Genomic DNA, 25,463 nt, shown 5'->3' with positions numbered 1-25,463 from the left:
GGGCCCATGACGTGGTCTCCCGCGAACCCCGAGTCCGTCTTCACCTACGGCGCTCCGCAGCTGAAGTTCGGCGCGGGCGCGGCCGACGAGATCGGGCACGACCTCCTGGTGCTCGGTGCGTCGCGGGTGCTCGTCGTCACCGATGCCGGCGTGCTCGCGACCGGCTGGCCGGACCGCGTCGCCGACGGCATCCGCGGGTTCGGGGTCGAGGTCGTCGTCCACGACTCGGCGCGCGTCGAGCCGACCGATGCGAGCCTCCTCGCCGCGGTCGATCGGGCCCGAGCGGACGGACCGTTCGACGGCTACGTCGCCGTCGGCGGTGGCTCGGCCATCGACACCGCGAAGGCGGTGGACCTGCTCCTCAGCGACGGCGGGGAGCTCATGGACTACGTCAACGCGCCGGTCGGTGCCGGTCGCGCACCGACCCGCCCGCTCGCGCCCCTCGTCGCGGTGCCCACGACGACCGGGACCGGAGCCGAGAGCACGACGATCTGCGTCCTCGACGTGCTCTCGCTCAAGGTCAAGACGGGCATCTCCCACGTGCGGCTCCGGCCGAGCCTCGCCGTCGTCGACCCTCGACTCACGGCCACCCAGCCCGCGGGGGTGACGGCGAGCGCCGGCATGGACATCCTCTGCCACGCCCTCGAGAGCTGGACGGCCCGGCCGTTCACGAGCTACGAGCGCAAGCAGCCCGGCGAGCGCGTGCCCTACTGCGGCAGCAACCCGATCGCCGACATGTGGTCGGAGCGGTCGATGTCCTTGCTGGCCAAGGCGTTCCGGACGGCGGTTCGCGACGGCTCCGACGAGGCCGCCCGCGGCGAGATGGCGCTCGCGGCGACGTTCGCCGGCCTCGGGTTCGGCAACGCGGGCGTCCACGTGCCGCACGCCAACGCGTACCCCATCGCCGGCCGGGTGCGCGACTTCCACCCGCACGGCTACCCGAGCGACGAGCCGATGGTGCCGCACGGCATGGCGGTCGCGCTGACGGCGCCCGAGGCGTTCCGGTGGACCTTCGGGTCCGACCCCGAGCGGCACCTCGCCGCGGCCCGGCTCCTCGACCCGGCGCACGGCAGCCGCTGGGAGTCCGAGCCACGTGACGTGCTTCCCGGCGTCCTCGTCGACCTCATGCGCGACATCGACATGCCGAACGGCCTCCGGGCCGTCGGCTACGACGAGCGCGACGTCGACGCCTTGGTGGAGGGCTCGCTCAAGCAGCAGCGGCTGCTCGCGACGAGTCCCCGCGAGGTCGGAGCCGACGACCTGGCCGGCATCATGACCCGCTCGCTGCAGCTCTGGGAATAGTGGTCGACGCGAGGGGCGGGTGGCGGCATACAGTGCCGTCTGTGACCACGGAGCCCACGCACCTGCCCCTGCCCCTCGACAGCGACTGGCTCGACTGGGTCGGCGCCCGCGGCGAGCAGCAGCTCGCGCTGGCGCGGTCCCTCGTCGAGGGCCTGCGCAGCGACCCGCCGAAGCAGCCGCTCGAGGTGCTCCGGGTCTGGAACGACGCACAGACGGCGCTGTCCAACGCCGCGTCCGTCGGGTCGCTCTTCTCCGAGGTGCACCCGGACGCGGCCGTGCGCGAGCGCGCCGAGTCGGTGGCCCAGCAGGTGCAGAAGCTCGACACGGACCTCGGTCTCGACACCGAGCTGTATGCCGTCCTCGCCGGGCTCGACGCGAGCACCCTCGACGCCGACGCGACGAGGGTGCTCGAGAGGACGTTGCGCGACTTCCGTCGCTCGGGCGTCGACCGCGACGAGGAGACCCGCGACCGCCTCCGTGCGCTGAGCGAGCGCGCGATCCTGCTCAGCCAGGAGTTCAGCAAGAACATCCGCGAGAACGTCCGCAGCATCCGGGTGACGCCCGACCGGCTCGCGGGGCTGCCGCAGGACTGGGTCGAGGCGCACCCGGTCGACGACGACGGCCTCGTCACCGTGACGACGGACTACCCCGACGTCGTGCCCTTCCGGACCTTCGCGCACGACGCGCAGGCCCGCCGTGACCTCGTCACCGAGTTCCTCACCATCGCGTGGCCGGCCAACGACCGCGTCCTGCAGGAGATCTTCTCGGTCCGGCGGGAGCACGCCTCTCTCCTCGGCTACGCCTCCTGGGCCGACTACGACGCCGAGGTCAAGATGATCGGCAGCGGGGACGCCATCGGCGAGTTCGTCGACCGCATCACCGAGCTGTCGGCCACGAGCGCCGAGCGCGACAAGGCGGTGCTGCTCGAGCGGCTGCGCCAGGACCGTCCCGACGCCACCGACATCGACGGGGCCGACGTCTCCTACTACGCCGAGCTCGTCCGCAAGGAGGACCTCGCCGTCGACGCGCAGCGCGTGCGCACGTACTTCCCGTTCGAGTCGGTGCGCCAGGGGCTGCTCGACGTGACGGGCCGGCTCTTCGGGCTCGAGTGGTCGCCGGTGCCGCGCGAGGACGCCCGCACGTGGCACGAGGAGGTCGCGACCTACGACGTCTCCTTCCACGGCGAGCGCATCGGCCGCATCCACCTCGACCTGCACCCGCGCGACGGGAAGTACAAGCACGCGGCCCAGTTCGACCTCGCGCGCGGTGTCGACGGCACACAGCTCGCCGAGGGCGTGCTCGTCTGCAACTTCAACCGCGGCCTCATGGAGCACGACGAGGTCGTCACCCTCTTCCACGAGTTCGGCCACCTCGTGCACCACGTGCTCGCCGGCCGCACCGAGTGGGTGCGCTTCTCGGGCGTCGCGACCGAGTGGGACTTCGTCGAGGCCCCGAGCCAGATGCTCGAGGAATGGGCTTGGGACGCCGACGTGCTCGCCACCTTCGCCCGAAACGCCGACGGCGAGACCATCCCCGCCGACCTCGTCGAGGCGATGCGCCGGGCCGACGACTTCGGCAAGGGCTACGACGCCCGGACGCAGATGTTCTACGCCGCGCTCTCCTACGACTTCCACGTCAACGAGACCGACGACCTCACGGCCCGCCTGCGCGAGCTCATGGAGCGCTACTCGGTGTTCCCGTACCTCGACGGCACGCACATGCAGTGCCACTTCGGTCACCTCGACGGCTACAGCTCGGCGTACTACACGTACATGTGGTCGCTCGTCATCGCCAAGGACATGTTCTCGGCCTTCGACAAGGGCGACCTCTTCGACCCCGAGGTCGCCGGCGCCTACCGGGACAAGGTCCTCGCGCAGGGCGGGCGACGCGACGCGGCCGACCTCGTCGAGGACTTCCTCGGCCGTCCCTACACGTTCGACGCGTATGCCGCGTGGCTCGCGGAGTGACCGCGGCGCGGCCTGACGGCCTGCTCGTCACGGCGCTGACCGTCTACCCCGTCAAGTCGCTCGCCGGGGTCCCGGTCGACGAGGCGGTCGTCGAGGCCCGCGGGCTGCACGGCGACCGGCGCTGGGCGGTCGTCGATCCGGAGGGCACCAAGGTCACGGCGCGCGAGGAGCACGTGCTCCTCGGCCTGAGGGCCGAGCCGCTCGACGGCGGGGGAGTGCGCCTCGTCGCACCCGGCGCGGACGCGCTCGAGCTCGGCCCGCCACGGGGAGCTGCGCCGGTTCCCGTCGCGTTCTCCGGGCAGGACCACGCGCTCCCCGCCGGCGCCGACGCCGATGCGTGGCTGACCGCCCGGGTCGGACGCCCGCTCCGGCTCGTGTGGCAGGACGACGAGACGCACCGGCCCATCCGTCCGGACATGGGTGGCGCCGATGGCGACCGCAACTCGCTCTCCGACGCCGCACCCCTCCACGTCACGTCGGAGTCGTCCCTCGCGCGCCTCAACGACTGGCTGCTCGAGACGGCGGCCGAGCGTGGCGAGGGGCCGCGAGATCCCTTGGGGCACGACCGGTTTCGGCCCAACGTCGTCGTCTCCGGGAGCGACCCGTTCGCCGAGGACGCCTGGACGACGGTCCGCGTCGGGGACGTGCCGTTCCGCGCGACGATGGTGTGCGACCGCTGCGTCATGACGACGGTCGACCGCGGCGACCTGCGCACCGGCAAGGAGCCGATCCGCACCCTCGCCCGACACCGGAAGTGGGACGGTGCCACGTGGTTCGGCATCCGACTCACGCCGGAGCTGCCCCTTGCCGACGGTGCCGTGCTGCGGGTCGGCGACCCCGTCGAGCCGGCCTGACCGAGCTGGGCCGAGCCGAGCCGAGGGGCGTGGCGAGAGATCGGCTGCGAGATCGCGCGGTGGTGGTGCATCAGCCACCCGAGCTGCGCGATGTCACGCACGACCAGCCGGGGCACGAGGCGTCAGGTGAGTCGGGACAGGACCGCGCGCAGGTCGGTGAGGCCGCGTGCCTCCTCGGGGCTGAGGGCCGCCAGCGGCGTGGCTGACAGCCGGCGATAGACCGCGGCCATCCCCTCGAAGAGCTCGGGCGAGACGCCGGCCGAGCGCTGGGTGGCCGCGATGCTCTCCATCTCGTCGACGAATCGCCCGCTCTTGGCCGCAGCCACGGCGACCCGTCGGGCGGCGCCCTCGACCTGGGCGGGGAGCTCCTCGGCGAGGTCGTCGAGGACCGGCGCGAGCACCCCGAGCGCCTCGGCCGTCTGGAGGGCCTGCGCCCAGACGGCCGTCGTGCCCTTGTAGACGGACGCCGTGCACATCTTCACGGCCGAGGCCTGGCCGACGCGGTCGCCGACGATGCGCCGTCGCAGCCCGACGGCCGGGACCCGAGCCACCTCGGCCGCTCGGGCACCGGAGAGGTAGATCATCGTGTCGCCGTCCGGCTCCGGTGGACCGCCGCTGACGCTCCCGTCGACGAGGTCGAGGCCCTCGGCGGCCGCCCGGTCCGCGAGGCCGGAGACCCGGTCGGGCGACACGGCGTTGGCGTCGAGGATCAGCGGTGTCGAACCGGTCGCCCCGGCCGCGTCGATGACCGATCGGAGCACTGCGTCGGCAGCTCCGGGAGGGCAGATGCTGACGACGAGGTCGACAGCGGCCACGACGGCCTCGAGGTCGGGCAGCAGCTCGAGCCCGCGGGCCAGGGCGGCCGTGCGGTCGCTGCGTCCCCGCACGGTCGCGACGACCCGGGTGCCGCCGGCCGCCCACGCGCGCCCCAGGGCCGATCCCATGGCTCCCGGGGAGACGATGGCGATGGTCCGGACGGCGCGGGCTCCCGGCTGGAGCTCGGCCGTCGGGGAGGGTGCGCGCGCCGGCCCGACGCTCACGGGATCGGGAGCTCCTTGAGCACGACCGCCTTGCCGGTACTGCGCTGCGACAGGTCGGCCATGGCCTGGCGCACCGCCTTGGAGAAGAGGTGCGCACCCTTGATCGTCGGGTGGATGCGGTCGGACTGGACCTGCTCGGGGTGGGCCCGGATGGCGTCGGCCCAGTCGGCCACGATGACGTTGGGCCGCCCGCGGGCGATGAGGTCGAGCGTCGCGTTGTCGGTGTCGACGCGGGCGAACGGTCCCATGATGTTGACGAGCACGACCATGCGGCCCGGGCCGAGCACGTCGAGCACCTGCTTGACGCGGTCCTCGTCGACGCCGGCGTTGGTGCCGAAGGCGAGGATGATCGCGCGCCGGTTGCCGTCACCGCGCGCGGAGACCTCGGCGAGACCGTCGGACCAGCGACGGTTGGACTTCGCGTCGATGCGGATGCCCGGGAAGTAGTAGCGCAGCGCCTGGAGGCTGCCGACCATGATCGAGTCGCCGTACGCGTCGATCTCGGGCCCGGAGGGCATCGTGAACGAGGTCTGGGCCGCGGACGCCGCTCCCGACGAGGACGGGCTCGCACCGGTCGTCGCGACGGGACGCGACACCGCCGAACCGGGCGCCGTGGTCGCGGGGGAGTGGCTCGCCATGCCGTCGGCGGCCGCCTCGTTGGCGGCGAGCATGCGCGCGGTCTCGCTCTGGTCGGGGGCGGTGAGCACGATGACCGCCGTCACGACGGCCAGGGCGGCGACGCCCGCGCCGACGACCTGCTTGGTGCGTCGGGTCAGGCCCGAGACGTGCCCGCGCAGCCGCGTCGCCACGCCCCGGAAGCCGAGGGTGCGGAACGGCGTCTCGACGAAGCGGAACGTGAGGTCGGCGAGTGCGAACGTCACGAGCACGCACCACAGCCGCGTCAGCAGGTGCGACGTGGTGCCGGGCGCAGACGGGTTGTCGAGCGCCACGAGCAGGATGACGGGCCAGTGCCAGAGGTAGATGGAGTAGGACCGGGCGCCCACCCAGCCCGCGACCGGGTGCCGCATGACCCGCTGCACGCCGGTGACCTGGTCGGGGCGTCGCTCGATGACACCCATGACGAGGACCGCCGTCGCGAGCGACGCGAGCACGATCCCGCCGCGGAAGGTCACGGTGGACTGCTCGTCGAGGAGGACCATCTCGGCGAGCAGGACCACGAGGGCCAGCGGGACGGCATACGACCCGAAGCGACCCCACCGCGAGGGCGCCACCCACAGCGCGAGCTGCGGGCTGGCCCAGGCGAAGGCGAGAGCGGCGCCGGCCATCAGCCCCACGACGTGGGTGTCGGTGCCGTAGTAGACGCGCGTGGCGTCGGTGCCCGGCGTGAAGAGCAGCGCCATGAGCAGTGACGAGCCCACCCCGACGGCCACCGCCACCCCGACGCGAACCCGGCTCGACACCGCGAGCAGGGCGAGGGTCACGAGCGGCCAGAGCAGGTAGAACTGCTCCTCGACCGCGAGCGACCAGAAGTTCATGAACAGCTGCGGCGCGGTCTGGTCGAAGTAGCTCGTGCCGGCCGTGATCTCGGTCCAGTTCGTCGAGAAGGTCAGGGCCCCGACGATCTGCCGGCCGATGTCGACGAGGAGGTCCTGGCTGACGGCCCGTGCGATGAGCACGCTCGTCACGACGCAGAGGACCAGGGCGGGCACGAGCCGGCGCGCTCGCCGCACCCAGAACTGCGAGAGCGCGATCCGGCCGGTGCGGTGGTGCTCGCGGACGAGCAGCGTCGTGATGAGGAAGCCCGAGACGACGAAGAAGACGTCGACGCCGAGGAAGCCGCCGGGCAGCCACGAGGCGTTGAGGTGGTAGACGAGGACCCCGACGATGGCGAGGGCCCGCAGCCCGTCCAGGCCCTCGATCCGAGCCGGGCGTCCCGACGGCGCACGCCCCGATCGGGGGGTGGCCCCCGTGGTCGTGTCGGCGGTCTGACCCGTGCCAGCCGCCCGTGAAATCGCCGACGTCGTCACGTCGCTCCTTCCGTGGGCCGCGGTGAGTGGAGTCACCGCCGTGCCTGATGTGAGCATAGGTACGCGTGGGGCTCCCGTTGCGGCGCCACGCGGCATACCGTGTCGGGGTGGGTGTCGAGCAGGAGGCCGAGGTGTCCGGCGCGCCGGTCCGCGTGACGCTGTTCGTGCGCGGGGAGGTGCAGGGTGTCGGCTTCCGCTGGTGGACGCGCGCCCGCGCGCTCGAGCTCGGTCTGGCAGGGCACGCCCGCAACACCGCCGACGGTCGGGTCGAGGTCGTCGCCCAGGGGCGACGCGCGGCCGTCGACGCGCTCGAGGCGCTGCTGCGCGAGACCCCGTCGACGACCCGGCGCCCGGGACACGTCGAGAGCGTCGTCGTGCAGCAGGGCGTTCCGAGGGACGGAATCTCCGGGTTCGTCGAGCGCTGACCCGCCTAGGCTGGCCGGGTGAGCGACGTGCCCGAGGTCCCCGCCGAGCTCGCTCGGCTGCGCAGCAGCATCGACAACATCGACGCCGCGCTCGTCCACCTGCTCGCGGAGCGCTTCAAGTGCACCCAGCAGGTCGGCCGGCTCAAGGCCGAGGAGCACCTACCCGCGGCAGACCCGCAGCGCGAGGAGCGCCAGATCGCGCGGCTGCGGGCGCTCGCCGACAGCGCCGGCCTCGACCCGGTGTTCGCCGAGGCGTTCCTGGGCTTCATCATCGCCGAGGTCATCCACCACCACGAGCGCATCGCCAACGGCGACTCGTAGCCGTCGTGCCGGAGGGCGCCGCGCCGGGCCGGTGCCCTCAGTAGAGGGTCGCGTCCTGGCGCTTGTCGAGGGCCGCGTCATAGGCCGCGGCCTCGTCGTCGGAGGCGAACCCGCCGGCCTCACGCGTCATCGCCCCCGCCGTCGGCAGGGTCTTCGGGTCCACCCGTGACGCGCTGTCCCACAGGCGGCTTCGCTTGATCGCACGCGCGCACTGGAAGTAGACGCGCTCGACGGCCACGACGAGCACCGAGGCCGGCAGCACGCCCTTGACCTCGTGACGGGCCAGCTCGTCCGGGTCCGTCGAGACGACGGCGGTGCCGCGCACACGGAGCTCCTCGCCGAGGCCCGGCACGAGGAAGATCAGGCCCACCCGCGGGTCGGCGAGGACGTTGCGCATGGTGTCGAGGCGGTGGTTGCCGCGGCGGTCGGGGATGACGAGCGTGCGCTCGTCGCGCACGACGACGAAGCCGGGACGGTCGCCCCGCGGCGACTGGTCGAGGCCGCCGTCGCCGACCGTGGCCACGACGACGAAGGGTGCCGCGTCGATGATCCGCGCCTGGCTCGGCGTGATGGTCGCCGACTCCTTGGCGAGGCTGTTGGCCGCCGGCGCCGCGGGGTAGACCTCGAGCAGCCGTTCGAGGGTCGTGACCGTGTGTTCGTCGTGCGCTGCGCGCTCCTCGGCATCCACCCGACCACGGTATGCCGTCCGTCCCAGCACGCGCAGGCGCTCACCTCCCCGGAGCACGGCCCCACGACTAGTACGCTGACCGGGATCGCTGGCTGGCTGGACAAAGGATTTCTCGGGTCGTGTACGTCAAGAGCCTCACCCTGAAGGGCTTCAAGTCCTTCGCCTCGGCGACCCACCTGCGTCTCGAGCCCGGCATCACCTGCATCGTCGGCCCCAACGGCTCCGGCAAGAGCAACGTCGTCGACGCGCTCGCCTGGGTCATGGGAGAGCAGGGCGCCAAGTCGCTGCGCGGCGGCAAGATGGAGGACGTCATCTTCGCCGGCACGTCCGGCCGGGCGCCGCTCGGTCGCGCCGAGGTGGCCCTCACCATCGACAACACCGACGGCGCGCTCCCGATCGACTACACCGAGGTGACGATCGCCCGCACGATGTTCCGCAACGGTGGCTCGGAGTACGCCATCAACGGCACCCCGTGCCGCCTGCTCGACGTGCAGGAGCTGCTCTCCGACAGCGGCATCGGCCGCGAGATGCACGTCATCGTCGGCCAGGGCCAGCTCGACACCGTGCTGCGCGCGACCCCCGAGGAGCGCCGCGGGTTCATCGAGGAGGCCGCGGGCGTCCTCAAGCACCGCAAGCGCAAGGAGCGCGCGCTCCGCAAGCTCGACTCGATGGAGGCCAACCTCACCCGGGTCCAGGACCTCACCGGTGAGATCCGCCGGCAGCTCGGTCCGCTCGGGCGCCAGGCCGAGACCGCGCGCAGGGCGGCCGTCATCCAGACGGACGCCCGCGACGCGCGCCTGCGCCTCGTCGCCGACGACCTCGTCCAGCTGACGTCGACCCTCGAGCAGGAGGTCGCCGACGAGTCCGCCCTCATCGAGCGTCGCTCCGAGGTCGAGGCGTCCATCGGCGACCTCGGCCACCGGCTCTCCACCCTCGAGGAGGCCGCCGAGGCCGCTCGTCCGGCCCTGACCCGGGCCCAGGACGAGTACGTCTCGCTCGGCCGGCTCGTCGAGCGGATGGCCTCGACCCGGTCCCTCGCCGCCGAGCGCGTGCGCCTGCTGAGCGAGGACGACGGGCCAGAGGCCCCCGGCCAGAGCCGCGACCCCGAGCAGCTGCGCGCCCAGGCCGCCGACGTCCGCGAGCAGGAGGCGTTCCTCCTCGAGGAGATCGCCGAGGCCAAGGCCGCCCTCGAGAACGCCGTCCTGACCCGCACCGAGGCCGAGCACGGTCACGCCGAGGAGACCACCCGCCTGCAGCGCGAGGCCCGAGCCGCGGCGGACCGTCGCGAGGGCCTGGCCAAGCTCGGCGGCCAGGTCGGCGCCAAGGCCTCGCGCATCGAGGCCCGCGAGGCCGAGGTCGGACGCCTGCGCGGCACCATCGAGGCCGCCCAGGCCCGCGCCGCCGAGGCCGAGCACGAGTTCTCCCGTCTCGAGTCCAGCGTCGCCCAGGACGAGGAGGGTGAGGAGGGGCTCGACACGGCCTACGAGGAGGCTGCCGCGCGCCTCGACGCCGCCGAGGCCGAGCTCGCCCGCTGGAAGGAGGCCGAGGCGACCGCCGAGCGTGCCCGCACCACGGCCGCCGCCCGGGTCGAGGCCCTCGGTCTCAGCCTGAGCCGCAAGGACGGCGCCGCGGCGCTCCTCGCCGCCGCCGACGAGGGCCATCGCATCCTCGGCTCGGTCGCCTCCCTCGTCACCGTCGAGCCCGGGCTCGAGAACGCCGTGGCCGCCGCCCTCGGGACGGCTGCCGAGGCCCTGGCCGTCGGTTCGCTCGATGCCGCTGCGGCGGCCCTGGACGCGCTGCGTGACGGCGACAACGGCCGCGCCAGCCTTCTCGTCGCGGAGTCCGCGACCCGCGTCGACCCCTCGTCATGGCCGGCTCTGACGGGCGATGCCCGCTGGGTCCGCGACGTCGTCGAGTGCCCCGACTCCGTGCGCCCGGCCGTGGAGCAGGTGCTCGAGCGCGTCGCCCTCGTGCCCGACGGCGCGGCCGCCCGCACGCTCGTCCGCAGCCACCCCGGAGTCACGGCCGTGACCCGCGGCGGCGACGTCTACGCCCCCGGTGCGGTCCGCGGTGGCAGCACGACGGCGCCCAGCCTGCTCGAGCTGCGGGCCGCGTTCGACGACGCCCAGGACGCGATGGCGCGGGCCACTCGGGAGGGCGAGGAGGCCCGCTTCCGCGTCTCGGGCGCCGACGCCACGCGCGCCGAGCTCGCCGACGCCGTCGAGGCCGCGCTCGAGCGCCTCAACGAGAGCGACGCCCGGATGGCGGCGATCGCCGAGAAGCTCGGCTCGCTCGGCCAGACCCTGCGGGCTGCGCGCTCCGAGGTGGAGCGCACCGAGAAGGCGATCGCGGACGCCACCGCGGCCCTCGAGGCCGACCAGACCGAGCACGCCGCCCTTCTCGAGCGGCTCGAGGCGGCGAGCGGTGAGGGCGACTTCGCCGACGAGCCGTCGACCGAGGAGCGCGACCGCCTCGAGGCCGTGGCCCGCGAGGCCCGTGCCGCCGAGACCGAGCTGCGTCTGGCGCTGCGCACCCGCGAGGAGCGTGCGCGCGCCCTCAAGGACCGCGCCGACGCGCTCGAGCGCGGCGCCCGCCACGAGGAGGATGCCCGTCAGCGCCTCGCCGAGAAGCGGGCCCGACGCCAGCGCGAGGCCGCCGTGGCCGGGGCCGTCCGCACGGCCGCGGCCTGGGCGCACGAGCTGCTCGCCGAGTCGGCCGAGCAGGCGGGTCGCGCCCGCGCTGCCGGGGAGGCCGAGCGCACCGAGCGGGACGCCGAGCTCGCCGTCGTGCGCCGTGACATCGCGACCCTGCAGGCCGAGCTGCGCGAGCTCACCGACACGGTCCACCGCGACGAGGTCGCCCGCACCCAGCAGCGGCTGCGCATCGAGCAGCTCGAGACGAAGGCCGTCGAGGAGCTCGGCATCTCGCCGTCCGACCTCGTGGAGGAGTACGGCCCGCACCAGCTCGTCCCGGCCGTGCCCGACCCCGACGCCGATCCGGACGCGCCCCAGCCCGATCCGGTCCCGTTCGTCCGCGAGGCGCAGGAGAAGCGGCTGCGCCAGGCCGAGCGCAAGCTGAACGCCCTGGGTCGCATCAACCCGCTCGCGCTCGAGGAGTTCACGGCGCTCGAGGAGCGGCACAAGTTCCTCACCGAGCAGCTCGAGGACCTCAAGAACTCCAAGCGTGACCTGCTCGACATCGTCAAGGAGGTCGACGAGCGCGTCGAGCGCGTCTTCGCCGAGGCCTTCGAGGACACCGCGGTCCAGTTCGAGCGCGTCTTCCAGCGACTCTTCCCGGGTGGCGAAGGGCGTCTCGTCCTCACCGACCCGTCCAACATGCTGACGACGGGTCTCGAGGTCGAGGCTCGCCCGCCCGGCAAGAAGATCAAGCGGCTCTCGCTGCTCTCCGGTGGCGAGCGCTCGCTCGTGGCCGTGGCGCTGCTCGTCGCCATCTTCAAGGCCCGGCCCTCGCCCTTCTACATCATGGACGAGGTCGAGGCCGCCCTCGACGACGCCAACCTCGGCCGCCTCATCACCCTCTTCGAGGAGCTGCGCGACAGCTCGCAGCTCATCGTCATCACCCACCAGAAGAAGACGATGGAGATCGCCGACGCCCTGTACGGCGTCAGCATGCGCGGCGACGGCGTCACGACCGTCGTGTCGCAGCGACTGCGCGACGTGGCCGACCGAACCGCCTGACCACACGGCATACGCCCTCCGTCCGCGCGCCCTCCGGGCCGCGGGGCGGGGGAGTGCGCGTCGGCGCCTCGGGTTGCGAAATCGTCACTCCGTGCTATTTGCGTCACACGGGTCACATGCGTCACTCTTGTCACATGGTTTACCTGGTCATCTCGATGCTCGTCGTCACCGTGCTCGCTGTGGCGGTCGTCGGCGTCGTCGCGGTGCCTGCGCACCGCGGCGGCCGGGACCTGCTCACCGCCAAGGGGGAAGGGGTCGCACGCTCGGCACGTCGCCGTGCAGGCACCCTCGGTCGTCCGCGCGCCCGCACGCACTAGCCGCGCCCGACCGCCTGCCCACCCTCCTCGGCCACCGGCCACTGCCGGTGGCCGAGCCGCGTCCCGGGCTGCCCGGGGCCGTGATCGAGGTCGTGATCGCGGCGTCCGGGACCTCCACCCCAGCGTGGTTGGATGGCTGACGTGGACACTGTCTGGACATACGTCATCATCGGCGTCGCCATCCTCGTCGGCGGGGTCGCCTACGGCGTCAGCCTCGTGCGCGGCCGCGGCCGCACCGTCGAGCGCGAGGCCCCGCCGACCCGTCCGGGGCTGCCCGGCGAGGACCTCGACCGCCGGCCACCGAGCGGCACCACCGACACCGTCGCTCCGCCTGCGGGGCCGCCCGCGTCCACGACGCTCGAGCCCGAGGCGCCCACGGCACCGGAGCCGACGCCGGCCCCCGAGCCGACCCTCGAGCGACCGGAGTCCGCACGGGGTCGCCTACAGCGCCTGCGGGCCCGTCTGGCCAGGTCCAACTCCTCCATCGGCCAGGGACTGCTCGCCCTGCTCTCCCGTGGCAAGCTCGACGAGGAGGCTTGGGAAGAGGTCGAGGACACCCTCATCTCCTCCGACCTCGGCGTCGAGGCCGCGACCGAGCTCGTCGACTCGCTGCGCACCCGCGTCAAGATCGACGGCACCACCGACGAGGCAACGGTGCGGGGCTGGCTCCGCGACGACCTGCTCGCCCTCGTCCAGCCCGACATGGACCGCCGCATCGCGAGCAGCCGCATCGGCGACCGCCCCGCCGTCATCCTCGTCGTGGGCGTCAACGGCACCGGCAAGACGACGACCGTCGGCAAGCTGGCGCGCGTCCTCGTCGCCGAGGACCGTGAGGTCCTGCTCGGTGCTGCCGACACCTTCCGCGCCGCAGCCGCCGACCAGCTCGAGACGTGGGGATCCCGCGTCGGGGTCGCCACCGTGCGCTCCGACAAGGACGGCGCCGACCCTGCGGCCGTCGCCTTCGACGCCGTCAAGGCCGGTATCGAGGAGGAGGTCGACGTCGTCATCATCGACACCGCCGGCCGCCTCCACAACAAGGTCGGCCTGATGGACGAGCTCGGCAAGGTCAAGCGCGTCATCGAGAAGCAGAGCCCCATCGACGAGGTGCTCCTCGTCCTCGACGCGACGACCGGGCAGAACGGTCTCCAGCAGGCCAAGGTCTTCTCCGAGGCGGTCGACGTCACGGGCATCGTCCTGACCAAGCTCGACGGCACCGCCAAGGGCGGCATCGTCGTCGCGGTCCAGCGCCAGCTCGGTGTGCCGGTCAAGCTCGTCGGCCTCGGCGAGGGCCCCGACGACCTCGCCCCCTTCGACCCCGAGGCCTTCGTCGACGCCATCGTCATGTGACGACGCGCGCTCCCGGCCCACGACGACGAGCACGTGTGCCGGACGGCATACGTGCTCGTGGCGTCCGGTGGACGAACGGGGGAGTCCACGATCTGGACGCCCACGGTGCGGGAAACCATCCGCTAACAACCCCCACCGGTTGTTGACACGGCTGTAACAAACGACGCGGTCGCCCGAAATTCGGCCCGTCCATCGTTCTCGCCATGAGCGCACTTACCTTCGTGACGGCAGACGCGCCGTTCACCGACAGCGGGAACACCGCGTGGGTCCTGGCAGCGGCCGCACTGGTCCTGTTCATGACCCCCGGTCTCGCCCTCTTCTACGGCGGCATGGTTCGCACCAAGAGCGTCCTCAACATGATGATGATGTCGTTCATCACGATGGGCACGGTCGGCACGGTGTGGATCCTCTGGGGCTACAGCCAGACGTTCGGCCCCGACATCGGCGGTGGCCTCATGGGCAACCCCTTCACGCACTTCGGCCTGAGTGGCGTCATCGACCAGATCTACGGCTACGTCCCGGCTGACGCCGCGGCGGGCACGGCAGCGGCCGGCGGCATCCCCGCGACCGCCTTCGTCGCCTTCCAGGTCGTCTTCGCGATCATCGCCGTGGCCCTCGTCTCGGGTGCCATCGCCGACCGTGCGAAGTTCAGCACGTGGACGATCTTCACGGTCGTCTGGGCCACCCTCGTCTACTTCCCCGCGGCCCACTGGGTGTTCGCCTTCAGCGGCTACGCGGCCGAGACGGGCGGCTGGATCGCCAACAAGGCCGACGGCCTCTTCCTCGGCGGCGCAGGCGCCTACGACTTCGCCGGCGGCACGGCCATCCACATCAACGCCGGTGCGGCGGGCCTCGCCCTCGCGCTCGTCCTCGGCAAGCGCATCGGTTTCAAGCGTGACCCGATGCGTCCCCACAACCTGACGCTCGTCATGATCGGCGCGGGCATCCTCTGGTTCGGCTGGTTCGGCTTCAACGCCGGCTCGGCGCTCGGCGCCGGTGTCCAGGCTGCCGGCGTCTGGGTCAACACCCTCGCCGCGACCGCGACCGCCATGCTCGGCTGGCTCCTCACGGAGAAGCTGCGCGACGGTCACGCGACCTCGCTCGGCGCGGCCTCCGGTGTCGTCGCCGGCCTGGTCGCCATCACCCCGGCCTGCGCCACGGTCTCGCCCATCGGTGCCCTCATCGTGGGTCTCGTCGCCGGTGTCGGCTGTGCGCTGGCGGTCGGCCTGAAGTTCAAGCTCGGCTTCGACGACAGCCTCGACGTCGTCGGCGTCCACCTCGTCGGTGGTCTCATCGGCACCCTGCTCATCGGCTTCCTCGCCACCAAGGGCAGCCCCACCGGTGCTGCCGGGCTCGACGTCAACGAGGGACTCTTCTACGGCGGTGGCGGCTCCCAGCTCGTCGCCCAGCTCGAGGGTGCGCTGGCCGTCCTGGTGTTCTCCTTCGTGGTCACCTACCTCATCGGTCTCGCCCTCCACAAGACGATCGGCTTCCGCGTGACGCAGGAGGAGGAGACCAGCGGTATCGACCTCGCCCAGCACGCCGAGACCGGGTACGACTTCGGTTCCTTCGGTGGATCCCGGACCGGTGTCGTCGCCGGCCACACCGCCACCGCACCCGCCCCGTCCGCCGAGAAGGCGCCCAAGGAAGAGGCCTCCGCATGAAGCTCATCACCGCCATCATCAAGCCCCACCAGCTCGACGAGGTGAAGGAGGCCCTGGAGGCCTTCGGGGTGGCCGGCATGACCATCAGCGAGGCCAGCGGCTACGGCCGCCAGCGCGGCCACAGCGAGGTCTACCGCGGCGCCGAGTACACCGTCGACTTCGTGCCGAAGGTGCGCCTGGAGGTCCTCGTCGACGACGTCGACTCCGCGGACGTCCTCGAGGTCATCCTCAAGGCGGCCCAGACCGGTCGCATCGGTGACGGCAAGATCTGGTCAGTCCCGGTCGAAGAGGTCGTGCGGGTCCGCACCGGCGAGCGGGGCGTCGACGCTCTCTGAGCGTCGACGGTCCACTCGCAGCACCGAAGAAGCACCACACGCAACTCAAGGGGACGGCGAGACCTGACATGACGGATGTGACCTCACGACGTCTGGACCTCGCCGGCACCCGAACCTTCGCGACGCCCGGCGCGGGCCAGACCCGCCGCCGGGCGCTCGCGGAGTTCGGGTTCGGGTGGCTCCAGGAGCTCTGGCGCGAGGCGTGCGCGGGGCGTCGCCACGAAGGTGTCGCCCTCGCCGCGGTCGGCTCGCTCGCCCGCGGCGACGGCGGACCGCTCAGCGACTACGACCTGGTCCTCGTCCACCACCCACGAGGCCTGTCGGGCAAGGAGGTCGGCGCCTTCGCCGACAAGCTCTGGTACCCGATCTGGGACGCCGGGGTGCGGCTCGACCACAGTGTCCGCACCGTGGCCGACTGCCGGGCCGTCGCGTCCGACGACCTCTCCGCGGCGGTCGGGCTGCTCGACCTCACCCACGTGGCCGGGGACGCCGACGTCGTCAACGCGGCGCGGTCCACCGTGGCGCACGACTGGCGGGCCAACGCCCGCACCCGGCTCGGTGAGATGCAGGAGTCGGTGATCCAGCGCCACGCCCGCCAGGGCGACCTCGCCCACCTCATCGAGCCCGACCTCAAGGAGGCCCACGGCGGCCTCCGCGACATGTCGGTGCTGCGGGCCCTCACGGCCGCCTGGCTGACCGACCGGCCGCACGGCGAGGTCGACGAGGCCTACGAGCGCATCCTCGACGTGCGTGACGCCATCCACGTCGTCACGGGGCGCGGGAGGGACCGGCTGACCCGCGACGACCAGGACGCGTGCGCCGCGCTGCTCGGCTACACCGACGCCGACGACCTCCTCACCGACCTCTCGACGTCGGCACGCACCATCGCGTATGCCGTCGACGGCACCCTGCGCCGCGCCATGCAGTCCCAGCGCGCCCGCACCCTGCGGGTCGGTCCCCGCCGTCCGCAGCTGGCACCCCTCGGCTACGGCCTCTACCGGCACGACGGCGAGGCCGTCCTCGGGCCGTCCGCCGACCTGTCGTCCGACCCGATCACCCCGCTGCGCGCGGCCGTCGTGGCTGCACGCGGCGGCATACCGCTCTCGCCGACGACGCTGAAGAACCTCGCCGCCACCGCTCCGGTCCTGCCGGAGCCCTGGCCCGAGGTCGCCCGCAACCTCTTCGCCGACCTGCTCGCGTCGGGCCCCGGGCTCGTCACCGTGTGGGAGGGCCTCGACCTCGCGGGCGTCGTCGAGCGGTGGATCCCGGAGTGGAAGGCCGTGCGCAGCCGCCCACAGCGCAACGCCGTGCACCGGCACACGGTCGACCGCCACCTCATCGAGACCGTCGTGGCGGCGAGCGGCATGGTCCGCGACGTCGCCCGGCCCGACCTGCTCATGCTCGCCGCGGTGCTCCACGACATCGGCAAGGTGCCGGGGTCGCAGGACCACAGCGTCACCGGGGCCGAGCTCGCCGACACGGTGCTGCAGCGGATGGGCGTCACCGACGCCGATCGCCGGACCATCGTGCGGCTCGTGCGCGAGCACCTCACCCTCGTCGACCTCGCCACCCGCCGCGACCCCGAGGACCCGGCCACCATCGCCGCCCTCTCGGAGGCCGTCGACGGGTCGGCCATGACCCTCGACCTCCTGCGCGCCCTCACCGAGGCGGACGCGTCGGCCGCCGGCCCCAAGGCCTGGAGCGACTGGCGCGCCGGTCTCGTCCAGCGCCTCTACCAGGCCTGCCGCACCGCCCTGACCACCCAGACCCAAGGAGAGGGGCCTCTCGTCGTGGAACCGATCGAGACCCTGCCGCTCGGGGGCGACGCGCTCGACCGCATCGCGTCCGGAGAGCCCTACGTCACCGTGTCATCCCTCGGTGGCGCCCACCGCATCGACATCATCGACCGCGACCGCGCCGGCCTCTTCGCCGACACGGCCGGGCTGCTCGCCGCGCACGGCTTCGTCGTGCGCTCGGCCATCGTCCGCACCATCGACGGCCTTGCCGTCAACGAGTGGTGGGTCGACTCACCGGGCAGCGAGACCCCACTGCCCGAGGTCATCTCGCGCGACCTCGTCCGCGTCGCCAAGGGGGACCGATCACCCCTCGGCAAGCTCCAGCGGCGCAAGTCGAGCGGGGTGCGCAGCCCCGGCTCGGGCTCCGTCGACTCGACGCGCGCCATGGTCATCAGCAGCGCGTCCGACAGCGCGACCGTGGTCGAGGTCCGCGCGACCGACCGTCCCGGACTGCTCCAGGACATCGGCATCACGCTCGCCCGGGCGTCGCTGTCGGTGCGCTCTGCACACATCGCGACGTATGCCGGCCAGACGCTCGACACGTTCTACGTGACCGAGTTCGGCGGGGGTCAGCTCGCGCCCGCTCGGGCCGCCCAGGCCGTCGCGATGATCATCGACACCTGCGACGCCGACTGACCCGTCGGGTCAACCAACCGGCACGACGGCGTCTCCGGCGGCCGACCGAGCGTGGCCGCGGGCGAGCGTCCTGTTGGTTGACCCGTCAGTCGAGCAGGCCGGCGTCGTGGAGGTGGTCGAGGACGAGGCGGTCGACGGCCGACACCCGGTCGCCGTCGCGGGCCGTCAGCCAGGCGATCTCGTCGATCTCCCGCGACGGCACGAGCTCGCCCGTGTGCGTCGCCGTGTAGCAGGTGAGGCGCACGACGAGCCCGTCCGTGCGGGCGTCGGCGAGCGCCTCGAACGTGCCGACGTCGGCCGCGGTCGACGGGTCGACGGACACCGCGAGCTCCTCGTCGAGCTCGCGGACCAGCGTCTCGAGGTCGCTCTCGCCCGGCTCTCGCTTACCACCCGGCAGGTAGAAGCGGTCCCGGCCGGCGTTGCGGGCCGTGAGGAGCCGGCGCTCCTCGAGGTGGATCCACGCGATCTTGTCGATGAACGGCGGGGTCGTGGACGGCAGGGCACGGGGGTCACTCACCTGCGCGACCCTACGCGGCGGCATACGCCCTTGCCCCCTGGGAGGCCACCGAGTCGGAAGTGGTCGGCGGAGCGGATAACCTTGCCGGGTGTTTGCATCCCTGTCTGACCGCCTGACCGCGACGTTCAAGAACCTCCGCGGCAAGGGCCGACTCACGGAGTCCGACGTCAACGCGACGATCCGCGACATCCGCCTCGCCCTGCTCGACGCCGACGTCGCCCTGCCCGTCGTCAAGCGGTTCACCGGGTCGGTGCGCGAGCGCGCCCTCGGTGCCGAGGTCAGCCAGGCGCTCAACCCGGCCCAGCAGGTCGTCAAGATCGTGCAGGAGGAGCTCGTCGCCATCCTCGGCGGGCAGACGCGCACGATCCGCTTCGCCAAGCAGCCGCCGACGGTCATCATGCTCGCCGGCCTCCAGGGCTCGGGCAAGACGACCTTCGCCGGCAAGCTCGGCAAGTGGCTCAAGGACCAGGGCCACACGCCCCTCCTCGTCGCCGCCGACCTCCAGCGCCCCAACGCCGTGACCCAGCTCGAGGTCGTCGGCGAGCGCGCCGGTGTCCCCGTCTTCGCGCCCGAGCGGGGCAACATGGGCGGACACGACGCCGTCCTCGACTCCGGCGAGGGCACGCGGTCGTTCGGCGACCCGGTCACCGTGTCGCGGATGGGCATCGAGCAGGCCCGCGCCAAGCAGTACGACGTCGTCATCGTCGACACGGCCGGCCGTCTCGCGGTCGACGCCAACCTCATGCAGCAGGCGTCCGACATCCGCTCGGCGATCTCGCCCGACGAGGTCCTCTTCGTCATCGACGCGATGATCGGCCAGGCCGCCGTCGAGACGGCCCAGGCCTTCCACGAGGGCGTCGCCTTCACCGGTGTCGTCCTGTCCAAGCTCGACGGTGACGCCCGTGGTGGCGCCGCCCTGTCGGTCGCCGAGATCACCGGCGAGCCGATCATGTTCGCCTCGACCGGTGAGAAGGTCACCGACGTCGAGGTGTTCCACCCCGACCGCATGGCGAGCCGCATCCTCGACATGGGTGACGTGCTGACGCTGATCGAGCAGGCCGAGCGCGCGTTCGACAAGCGCGAGGCCGACGAGATGGCCCGCAAGTTCCTCGCCGAGGAGGACTTCACCTTCGAGGACTTCCTCTCGCAGATGAACGCCATCAAGAAGATGGGCTCGCTCAAGTCGATGCTCAAGATGATGCCGGGCATGCAGGGGATGCGTGACCAGCTCGACGCCTTCGACGACCGCGAGTTCGACCGCGTCGAGGCGATGGTCCGCTCGATGACGCCCTTCGAGCGCACCCACCCCAAGCAGATCAACGGCTCGCGCCGCGCCCGCATCGCCAAGGGCTCCGGCGTCACCGTCACCGAGGTCAACCAGCTCCTCGAGCGCTTCGGCCAGGCCCAGAAGATGATGAAGTCGATGGCCCGCGGCGGCGGGGGCGGCCTGCCGGGCATGCCCGGCATCCCCGGCACGGGCAAGCGCGGCAAGCAGCAGCAGCCGCAGCGCAAGAAGAGCAAGAGCGGCAACCCCGCCAAGCGCGCCGCCGAGGAGCGGGCCGCCGCGGAGAAGGCCGCCTCCGGGCGCGCCGCGTCGGCGGCCGGCGCCTTCGGGGCTCCCGGCGCCAACGGTGCCGACGGCGCCGGTGCGGCCGACGAGGACCCGCTGGCCGGCTTCGACCCGTCGAACCTGCCCAAGGGCTTCGAGAAGTTCCTCGGCGGTCGCTGACCGGTCGCGAACGGCCCGACGAGGCCGCGGGTGACCGCGGACGTCGGCCGGCTGGCCGACCCCGCAAGATTCTGGACTGACCGAGGGATCCGACGACGCCCGTGTGGCGTCGGAGGCGCGTCCTGACGAGTCGTCACGACGACCCCATGGCCGAGCTCGTGACGCAGCGCGACTTCCACCCGGCCTCGATCGTGGCCGCGGCCGTGCAGCTCGCGGTGTCGCTCATCGTCGTCGCCTCGATCGCCTGAGCGGTCCCCGTCCGGAGCGCGACCCGACGCCCGTGACGGTGCCCGCCGGGCGGCATACGCTCGATGCGTGGTCACCACCGACGGACGCTCGCGGGTGCGGCTGCCCGACGGGCGGCGACTGGACGTGTGGCTCGGAGGTGACCCGCGGGGCACCCCGCTCGTCTTCTTCCACGGCACCCCGGGCGGGCGGCTGCAGGCCGCGCTCGGCGACGGCGCGGCCTCCCGCGCCGGCGTCCGGCTGGTCGCGTTCTCCCGTCCGGGCTACGGCGGTTCCACGGACGGACCCACGACGCTGACCTCCGTCGGGACGGACGCCGGCTCGGTCGCGGACGCGCTCGGGATCCACGCCTTCGCCGTGCTCGGCGTCTCCGGAGGAGGGCCGTATGCCGTCGCGGCCGCAGCCGTCCTGCCCCAGCGCGTGCGCGTGGTCGGGGTCGTCGCCGGGATCGGGCCTCTGCTCGAGCTCGACCCGTCCGCGGCGGCCGACCCCGCGGTCCGCGCGGCGCTCGCCGGGGACCTCGACGAGGCGGTCGCCCTCCAGGACGGCGCGATGACCGACCGCGGGCGGGGGAGCGGACCGGGTGCTCGGGCGAAGGTCCGCGTGGGCGGCTTCGTCTCGCCCGAGATCCTCGAGCCGTGGACCGGCAGCGGTCGCCCCGGCGTGCCGTCCTACCGCGGGGTGTCGCGGGACGCGCTCGCCTTCACGGCCGGCTGGGACGTCGACCTCGGAGACGTCCGCGCCCCGGTCCACCTCTGGTACGGCGACCGTGACCGGACGGTCGGGCTCGAGCACGGGCAGTGGCTGCACGCCCACCTGCCGACGTCCCGGCTCGTCGTCCGGGAGGGCGCCGGACACCTCGCGACGCTCCTGGCGCACTGGGCGGACGTCCTCACGGATCTGGCGCGCGACGGAGGTTAGGGTCGGTGCCATGAGTGCACCGGTGCTCCACGTCCGCGGTCGGGTGCTCGTCGGTCCCGACGACGTCGTCGACGAGCTGTGGGTCATCGGAGGGCGTGTCTCGTTCACGCCGCCGAGCGACGGAAGCGACGTGCAGACGCTCGAGGGCTGGGTGCTGCCCGGTCTCGTCGACGCCCACTGCCACGTCGGTCTGGGGCCGCACGGTGGGGTGCCGCGCGAGGAGGCCGAGCTGCAGGCGATCACCGACCGTGACCGCGGCACGCTGCTCATCCGCGACGCGGGGCAGCCCGGCGACACGCACTGGGTCGACGAGCGCGACGACCTGCCCAAGATCATCCGCGCCGGCCGCCACATCGCCCGCACCCGGCGCTACATCCGCAACTACGCCCACGAGGTCGAGGAGGACGAGCTCGTCCGCCACGTCCGGCTCGAGGCGCACCGCGGCGACGGGTGGGTCAAGCTCGTCGGCGACTGGATCGACCGCGACGTCGGCGACCTCGCGCCGAGCTGGTCGCGGCAGGCCGTCGCCGACGCCATCGCGGCCGCGCACGAGGAGGGGGTCCGGGTCACGGCGCACTGCTTCGGCGAGGAGTCCCTGCGCGACCTCGCCGCCGCCGGCATCGACTGCATCGAGCACGCGACCGGTCTGCGCGAGGACTCGATCGACACCTTCGCCGCCCAGGGCATCGCCATCGTGCCGACCCTCGTCAACATCGCGCAGTTCCCCGACCTCGCCGAGCCGGCGAAGGAGAAGTTCCCCGACTACCACCGCCACATGCTCGACCTGCACGAGCGGCGCCACGCCACGGTCGGCGCGGCGCACGAGGCCGGCGTGCCGATCTACGTCGGCACCGACGCCGGTGGCAGCCTCCCGCACGGTCTCGTCGCGCAGGAGATGGTCGAGCTGACCAAGGCCGGCCTGACGAACGCCGAGGTCGTCGCGGCCGCGACGTGGGGCGCGCGCGAGTGGCTCGGACGCCCCGGCATCGTCGAGGGAGAGGACGCCGACCTCGTCGTCTACGCCGCCGACCCGATCGCCGACGTCACCGTCGTCGGCGAACCGCGAGGTGTCGTGCTGCGAGGTCGCGTTGTCGTCTGAGCACCTGCCCGGGCCCGCCGCCGACGAGGCGCCGCTCACCGCCGTGGGCGAGCGTGTCGAGGTGCGTCCCCCGTCGACGGCCGACATCGAGTCGTATGCCGCAGCCGTGACCCTCTCGGAGCGGCGCCTCGCGGACTTCGCCATGCCCAACCCGCACAACCTGCCGGTCGTCCTCGACCACCAGTCGCCGACCTACCGCACCTTCATGGTGCACGCGCTCGACCCCGAGGCCTCACACGGCCTCGTCGGGCGCATCAACGTCGCGAACGTCGTCGAGGGAGCCTTCCGCAGCGCGACCGTCGGCTACGACTCCTACGACCCGTATGCCGGCCGCGGACTCTTCGTCGAGGGGCTGCGCCTCACGCTCGACCTCGTCTTCGCCGACCAGCCGCACGGGATGGGCCTGCACCGCGTCGAGGCGAACATCCAGCCGGCCAACCACCGCTCCGCCGGGCTCGTGCGCTCGCTCGGCTTCGTCCACGAGGGCTTCTCGCGCGACTTCCTGCACCTGCCCGGCATCGACGGGCGCCGGGACTGGCGCGACCACGACCGTTTCACCCTGCTGTCCACCGACTGGCCGGCCGTGCCCTACCGGCCGCACGGCCACCGCCGCATCGCCTGCGTCGTGAACGGTTCGGGGTCCACGGCCTTCGGCGCCTACGGCGGCACGAGCCTGGCCTCGGCCCTGGCAGCCGAGCTCGGCATCCCGCTCTACACCGCGTCCATCGTCGAGAGCCCGGCCACGCTCTTCGAGCTGCTCCGCGTCTCACCGGTCGGCGGCGTCGTCGAGTGCCGGCTCGGCGGGCCGGAGCTGCGGATGGGCCTGGCCCGCGCGGGCTTCGAGCCCTCCGGGGTGCCGGTCCTCGAGGGCGCCACCGACGTGTCCCGGCGCGAGGTCGTGCGCCACGCCCTCGCGGTCCGCGCAGCCCACGCCTGAGGGCGCGGACGGCATACGCCATCGGGGTGGACGAGTCGCGCGCGAACGCCCACTCGCGGGTGCGTGTCCGGAGCACCCCTTCGGGTCTGGCAGAATGGAGGGCTGTACCCGTCCGGCCGCTTCCGGCTGGACCGGACGCCTACACACCGAGCGTCGGCACCCCGGCTGAACCCAGCCGGTCTCGCCGCGCTCACTACTGGTTGAGGAGACCGCCACCATGGCAGTCAAGATCCGTCTGAAGCGCATGGGCAAGATCCGTGCACCGTTCTACCGCGTCGTCGTCATGGACTCGCGCACCAAGCGTGACGGCCGTGCCATCGAGGAGATCGGCAAGTACCACCCCACCGAGCAGCCGTCGCTCATCGACATCGACATCGAGCGCGCGCACTACTGGCTGGGCCAGGGCGCGCAGCCGACCGAGGCCGTCGCGGCGCTCATCAAGATCGTCGACGAGGGCAAGCTCCAGACCAAGGAGCCGAAGACCCCGAAGAAGGACCTCTACGAGGCTGCGATCGCCGCTGCCGGCGGCAAGACCGACGCCGGCACCGACGGCCCGACGCCGCGCAAGAAGGCCGCCAAGAAGGCCGAGCCCAAGGCTGAGGCCAAGGCCGACGAGCCCAAGGCCGACGAGCCCAAGGCCGCCGAGACGACCGAGGCTCCGGCCGAGGCTGCCGGCGACGACGCCGCGAAGGCCGAGGCCTGAGCATGCTCGAGGAGGCGCTCGAGCACCTCGTCAAGGGCATCGTCGACCACGACGAGGACGTCGTCGTGGTCCGCAAGGAGCTGCGCCGCGGTGAGCTGCTCGAGGTCCGGGTCCACCCCGACGACCTCGGCCGCGTCATCGGCCGCTCCGGCCGCACGGCGAGCGCGCTGCGCACCGTCGTCGGCGCCCTCGCGGGCAACAACAACGTGCGCGTCGACATCGTCGACACCGACCGCGTGCGCTGAGCGCCGACTCTGACAGAGTCACCGAGAGGGGCGTCCCGGACCACCGGGGCGCCCCTCTCGCGTGCCCGCGCCCGACCTTCGCGCACCGGTCTCCGACCGCCCCCAAACCTGAGAGGATTCGGCCCATGAACGTCGTCCTCGCCCGCATCGGCAAGCCCCACGGTCTGCGTGGAGAGGTGACCGTCCAGCTGCACACGGACGACCCCGAGACCCGCTTCGCGGTCGGCACCGTCATCGAGACCGAGGCCGAACCGGGGTCCGGAGTGCCCACCACGCTGACCATCGCGTCGACGCGCGTGCACCGCGGCATCTGGCTCATCACCTTCGAGGAGATCCCCGACCGCGTCGGCGCCGAGAGCCTGCGCGGGACGCGCCTCGTCCTGCCGGAGTCCAACCCCCAGGTCGAGGACGACGCCTTCTACGAGGAGGACCTCGTCGGGCTCGAGGCGCGCGACCCGAGCGGCGAGAAGGTCGGCACCGTGAGCGGCCTCGAGATCGGTCCCGCCCAGGACCGGCTCGTCCTCACCCTGACCGACGGCGTCACGGCCTACGTCCCGTTCGTCAAGCGCATCGTGCCCGTCGTCGCCGAGGACCACGTCGTCGTCGACCCGCCGCCCGGCCTCTTCGACCTCTACCGCGAGGGCACCGAGTGACCGTGCCCGACCCGCGTCGCGACCCGCGTCCGCCC

At 72.8% G+C, this 25,463-nt stretch carries 23 protein-coding genes; 19 read left to right on the top strand and 4 right to left on the bottom strand.

The annotated features are described in order from the left end of the window. The first annotated feature begins 6 nt into the window (after window positions 1-6). The 3 genes from AC1DW8_RS16255 to AC1DW8_RS16245 are packed head-to-tail and all read left to right on the top strand — an operon-like array spanning window position 7 to window position 4,123. Complete coding sequence (locus tag AC1DW8_RS16255; protein ID WP_056770105.1) at window positions 7-1,302, top strand: hydroxyacid-oxoacid transhydrogenase; 1,296 nt, start codon at window positions 7-9, stop codon at window positions 1,300-1,302. Between the two features lie 41 nt (window positions 1,303-1,343). Next, the gene (locus tag AC1DW8_RS16250; protein WP_056770102.1) at window positions 1,344-3,269 is read left to right on the top strand and encodes a M3 family metallopeptidase; all 1,926 of its coding nucleotides are present in this window, start codon (window positions 1,344-1,346) and stop codon (window positions 3,267-3,269) included. Then, window positions 3,254-4,123, top strand: a complete 870-nt coding sequence (locus AC1DW8_RS16245) for an MOSC domain-containing protein (RefSeq protein WP_235508599.1) — start codon at window positions 3,254-3,256, stop codon at window positions 4,121-4,123. Before AC1DW8_RS16250 ends, AC1DW8_RS16245 begins: the two co-directional genes overlap by 16 nt. A gap of 122 nt (window positions 4,124-4,245) precedes the next feature. Here the strand turns inward: AC1DW8_RS16245 and AC1DW8_RS16240 are convergent, their stop codons facing one another. Both AC1DW8_RS16240 and AC1DW8_RS16235 read right to left on the bottom strand, forming a co-directional pair. Then, complete coding sequence (locus AC1DW8_RS16240) at window positions 4,246-5,163, bottom strand: NAD(P)-dependent oxidoreductase (RefSeq protein ID WP_200961737.1); 918 nt, start codon at window positions 5,161-5,163, stop codon at window positions 4,246-4,248. Further along, on the bottom strand, window positions 5,160-7,151 hold the full coding sequence (locus AC1DW8_RS16235) for an acyltransferase family protein (RefSeq protein ID WP_056770101.1): 1,992 nt from the start codon (window positions 7,149-7,151) through the stop codon (window positions 5,160-5,162). Before AC1DW8_RS16235 ends, AC1DW8_RS16240 begins: the two co-directional genes overlap by 4 nt. 107 nt (window positions 7,152-7,258) lie before the next feature. On the opposite strand from AC1DW8_RS16235, the gene AC1DW8_RS16230 reads away from it, so the two are divergent. Next, complete coding sequence (locus tag AC1DW8_RS16230) at window positions 7,259-7,576, top strand: acylphosphatase (RefSeq protein ID WP_056770097.1); 318 nt, start codon at window positions 7,259-7,261, stop codon at window positions 7,574-7,576. A gap of 18 nt (window positions 7,577-7,594) precedes the next feature. Further along, window positions 7,595-7,897, top strand: coding sequence for a chorismate mutase (locus AC1DW8_RS16225; RefSeq protein ID WP_056770093.1), 303 nt, complete (start codon window positions 7,595-7,597; stop codon window positions 7,895-7,897). A gap of 37 nt (window positions 7,898-7,934) precedes the next feature. On the opposite strand, the gene AC1DW8_RS16220 is transcribed toward AC1DW8_RS16225, so the two are convergent. Then, on the bottom strand, window positions 7,935-8,585 hold the full coding sequence (locus AC1DW8_RS16220; RefSeq protein WP_478095184.1) for an MSMEG_1061 family FMN-dependent PPOX-type flavoprotein: 651 nt from the start codon (window positions 8,583-8,585) through the stop codon (window positions 7,935-7,937). Between the two features lie 119 nt (window positions 8,586-8,704). Here AC1DW8_RS16220 and smc point away from each other — a divergent pair, with 119 nt between their 5' ends. From smc to AC1DW8_RS16190, 6 genes are all read left to right on the top strand, one after another. Next, on the top strand, window positions 8,705-12,283 hold the full coding sequence (smc, locus tag AC1DW8_RS16215) for a chromosome segregation protein SMC (RefSeq protein ID WP_478095183.1): 3,579 nt from the start codon (window positions 8,705-8,707) through the stop codon (window positions 12,281-12,283). Window positions 12,284-12,417: 134 nt separating this feature from the next. Beyond that, complete coding sequence (locus tag AC1DW8_RS16210; protein WP_020142778.1) at window positions 12,418-12,600, top strand: hypothetical protein; 183 nt, start codon at window positions 12,418-12,420, stop codon at window positions 12,598-12,600. A 132-nt stretch (window positions 12,601-12,732) separates the two neighbouring features. Further along, window positions 12,733-13,947: a signal recognition particle-docking protein FtsY gene (gene ftsY / locus AC1DW8_RS16205; protein ID WP_478095182.1), complete on the top strand. Its 1,215-nt coding sequence runs from the start codon at window positions 12,733-12,735 to the stop codon at window positions 13,945-13,947. 203 nt (window positions 13,948-14,150) lie between these two features. Beyond that, entirely contained in the window at window positions 14,151-15,611 is a 1,461-nt protein-coding gene (locus tag AC1DW8_RS16200; RefSeq protein WP_056770082.1) for an ammonium transporter, read from the top strand. Then, window positions 15,608-15,946: a P-II family nitrogen regulator gene (locus tag AC1DW8_RS16195; RefSeq protein WP_020142775.1), complete on the top strand. Its 339-nt coding sequence runs from the start codon at window positions 15,608-15,610 to the stop codon at window positions 15,944-15,946. Before AC1DW8_RS16200 ends, AC1DW8_RS16195 begins: the two co-directional genes overlap by 4 nt. Before the next feature lie 68 nt (window positions 15,947-16,014). After that, a complete protein-coding gene (locus tag AC1DW8_RS16190) occupies window positions 16,015-18,378 on the top strand; it encodes a [protein-PII] uridylyltransferase (protein ID WP_056770079.1) in 2,364 nt (787 codons plus the stop codon). An 85-nt stretch (window positions 18,379-18,463) separates the two neighbouring features. On the opposite strand, the gene AC1DW8_RS16185 is transcribed toward AC1DW8_RS16190, so the two are convergent. After that, window positions 18,464-18,895 carry an NUDIX hydrolase gene (locus tag AC1DW8_RS16185; protein ID WP_478095181.1) on the bottom strand — a complete coding sequence of 144 codons (432 nt, stop codon included), beginning with the start codon at window positions 18,893-18,895 and terminating at the stop codon, window positions 18,464-18,466. Window positions 18,896-18,983: 88 nt separating this feature from the next. Between AC1DW8_RS16185 and ffh the strand changes: the two genes are divergently transcribed. From ffh to rimM, 8 genes are all read left to right on the top strand, one after another. After that, window positions 18,984-20,624 (top strand): signal recognition particle protein, encoded by a 1,641-nt coding sequence (gene ffh / locus AC1DW8_RS16180; protein WP_056770076.1) that lies wholly within the window; start codon window positions 18,984-18,986, stop codon window positions 20,622-20,624. A 146-nt stretch (window positions 20,625-20,770) separates the two neighbouring features. After that, on the top strand, window positions 20,771-20,872 hold the full coding sequence (locus AC1DW8_RS16175) for a DUF350 domain-containing protein (protein ID WP_157623363.1): 102 nt from the start codon (window positions 20,771-20,773) through the stop codon (window positions 20,870-20,872). 67 nt (window positions 20,873-20,939) lie between these two features. Then, on the top strand, window positions 20,940-21,791 hold the full coding sequence (locus tag AC1DW8_RS16170) for an alpha/beta fold hydrolase (RefSeq protein WP_478095180.1): 852 nt from the start codon (window positions 20,940-20,942) through the stop codon (window positions 21,789-21,791). A 10-nt stretch (window positions 21,792-21,801) separates the two neighbouring features. After that, complete coding sequence (locus AC1DW8_RS16165; RefSeq protein ID WP_056770070.1) at window positions 21,802-22,890, top strand: amidohydrolase family protein; 1,089 nt, start codon at window positions 21,802-21,804, stop codon at window positions 22,888-22,890. Then, complete coding sequence (locus AC1DW8_RS16160) at window positions 22,880-23,827, top strand: GNAT family N-acetyltransferase (protein ID WP_235509487.1); 948 nt, start codon at window positions 22,880-22,882, stop codon at window positions 23,825-23,827. Before AC1DW8_RS16165 ends, AC1DW8_RS16160 begins: the two co-directional genes overlap by 11 nt. A 217-nt stretch (window positions 23,828-24,044) precedes the next feature. Beyond that, on the top strand, window positions 24,045-24,530 hold the full coding sequence (gene rpsP / locus AC1DW8_RS16155; protein WP_056770065.1) for a 30S ribosomal protein S16: 486 nt from the start codon (window positions 24,045-24,047) through the stop codon (window positions 24,528-24,530). Window positions 24,531-24,532: 2 nt separating this feature from the next. Beyond that, window positions 24,533-24,775: an RNA-binding protein gene (locus AC1DW8_RS16150; protein WP_020142764.1), complete on the top strand. Its 243-nt coding sequence runs from the start codon at window positions 24,533-24,535 to the stop codon at window positions 24,773-24,775. Between the two features lie 125 nt (window positions 24,776-24,900). Further along, a complete protein-coding gene (gene rimM, locus AC1DW8_RS16145; RefSeq protein ID WP_056770063.1) occupies window positions 24,901-25,428 on the top strand; it encodes a ribosome maturation factor RimM in 528 nt (175 codons plus the stop codon). The last annotated feature ends 35 nt before the right edge of the window (window positions 25,429-25,463 follow it).

The organism is Terrabacter sp. P2_E3 (assembly GCF_056403915.1).
The sequence above is the reverse complement of the archived record's forward strand: the minus strand, read 5'-3'. Positions and strand labels throughout refer to the sequence as shown.

What these genes read in the sequence shown, in the direction of transcription:
- AC1DW8_RS16195 (WP_020142775.1), top strand. Translation starts at nt 15,608, where the DNA reads ATGAAGCTCATCACCGCCATCATCAAGCCCCACCAGCTCGACGAGGTG.
- AC1DW8_RS16210 (WP_020142778.1), top strand. Translation starts at nt 12,418, where the DNA reads ATGGTTTACCTGGTCATCTCGATGCTCGTCGTCACCGTGCTCGCTGTG.
- ftsY (WP_478095182.1), top strand. Translation starts at nt 12,733, where the DNA reads ATGGCTGACGTGGACACTGTCTGGACATACGTCATCATCGGCGTCGCC.
- rpsP (WP_056770065.1), top strand. Translation starts at nt 24,045, where the DNA reads ATGGCAGTCAAGATCCGTCTGAAGCGCATGGGCAAGATCCGTGCACCG.
- AC1DW8_RS16150 (WP_020142764.1), top strand. Translation starts at nt 24,533, where the DNA reads ATGCTCGAGGAGGCGCTCGAGCACCTCGTCAAGGGCATCGTCGACCAC.
- AC1DW8_RS16255 (WP_056770105.1), top strand. Translation starts at nt 7, where the DNA reads ATGACGTGGTCTCCCGCGAACCCCGAGTCCGTCTTCACCTACGGCGCT.
- AC1DW8_RS16190 (WP_056770079.1), top strand. Translation starts at nt 16,015, where the DNA reads ATGACGGATGTGACCTCACGACGTCTGGACCTCGCCGGCACCCGAACC.
- AC1DW8_RS16165 (WP_056770070.1), top strand. Translation starts at nt 21,802, where the DNA reads ATGAGTGCACCGGTGCTCCACGTCCGCGGTCGGGTGCTCGTCGGTCCC.
- AC1DW8_RS16200 (WP_056770082.1), top strand. Translation starts at nt 14,151, where the DNA reads ATGAGCGCACTTACCTTCGTGACGGCAGACGCGCCGTTCACCGACAGC.
- rimM (WP_056770063.1), top strand. Translation starts at nt 24,901, where the DNA reads ATGAACGTCGTCCTCGCCCGCATCGGCAAGCCCCACGGTCTGCGTGGA.
- AC1DW8_RS16175 (WP_157623363.1), top strand. Translation starts at nt 20,771, where the DNA reads ATGGCCGAGCTCGTGACGCAGCGCGACTTCCACCCGGCCTCGATCGTG.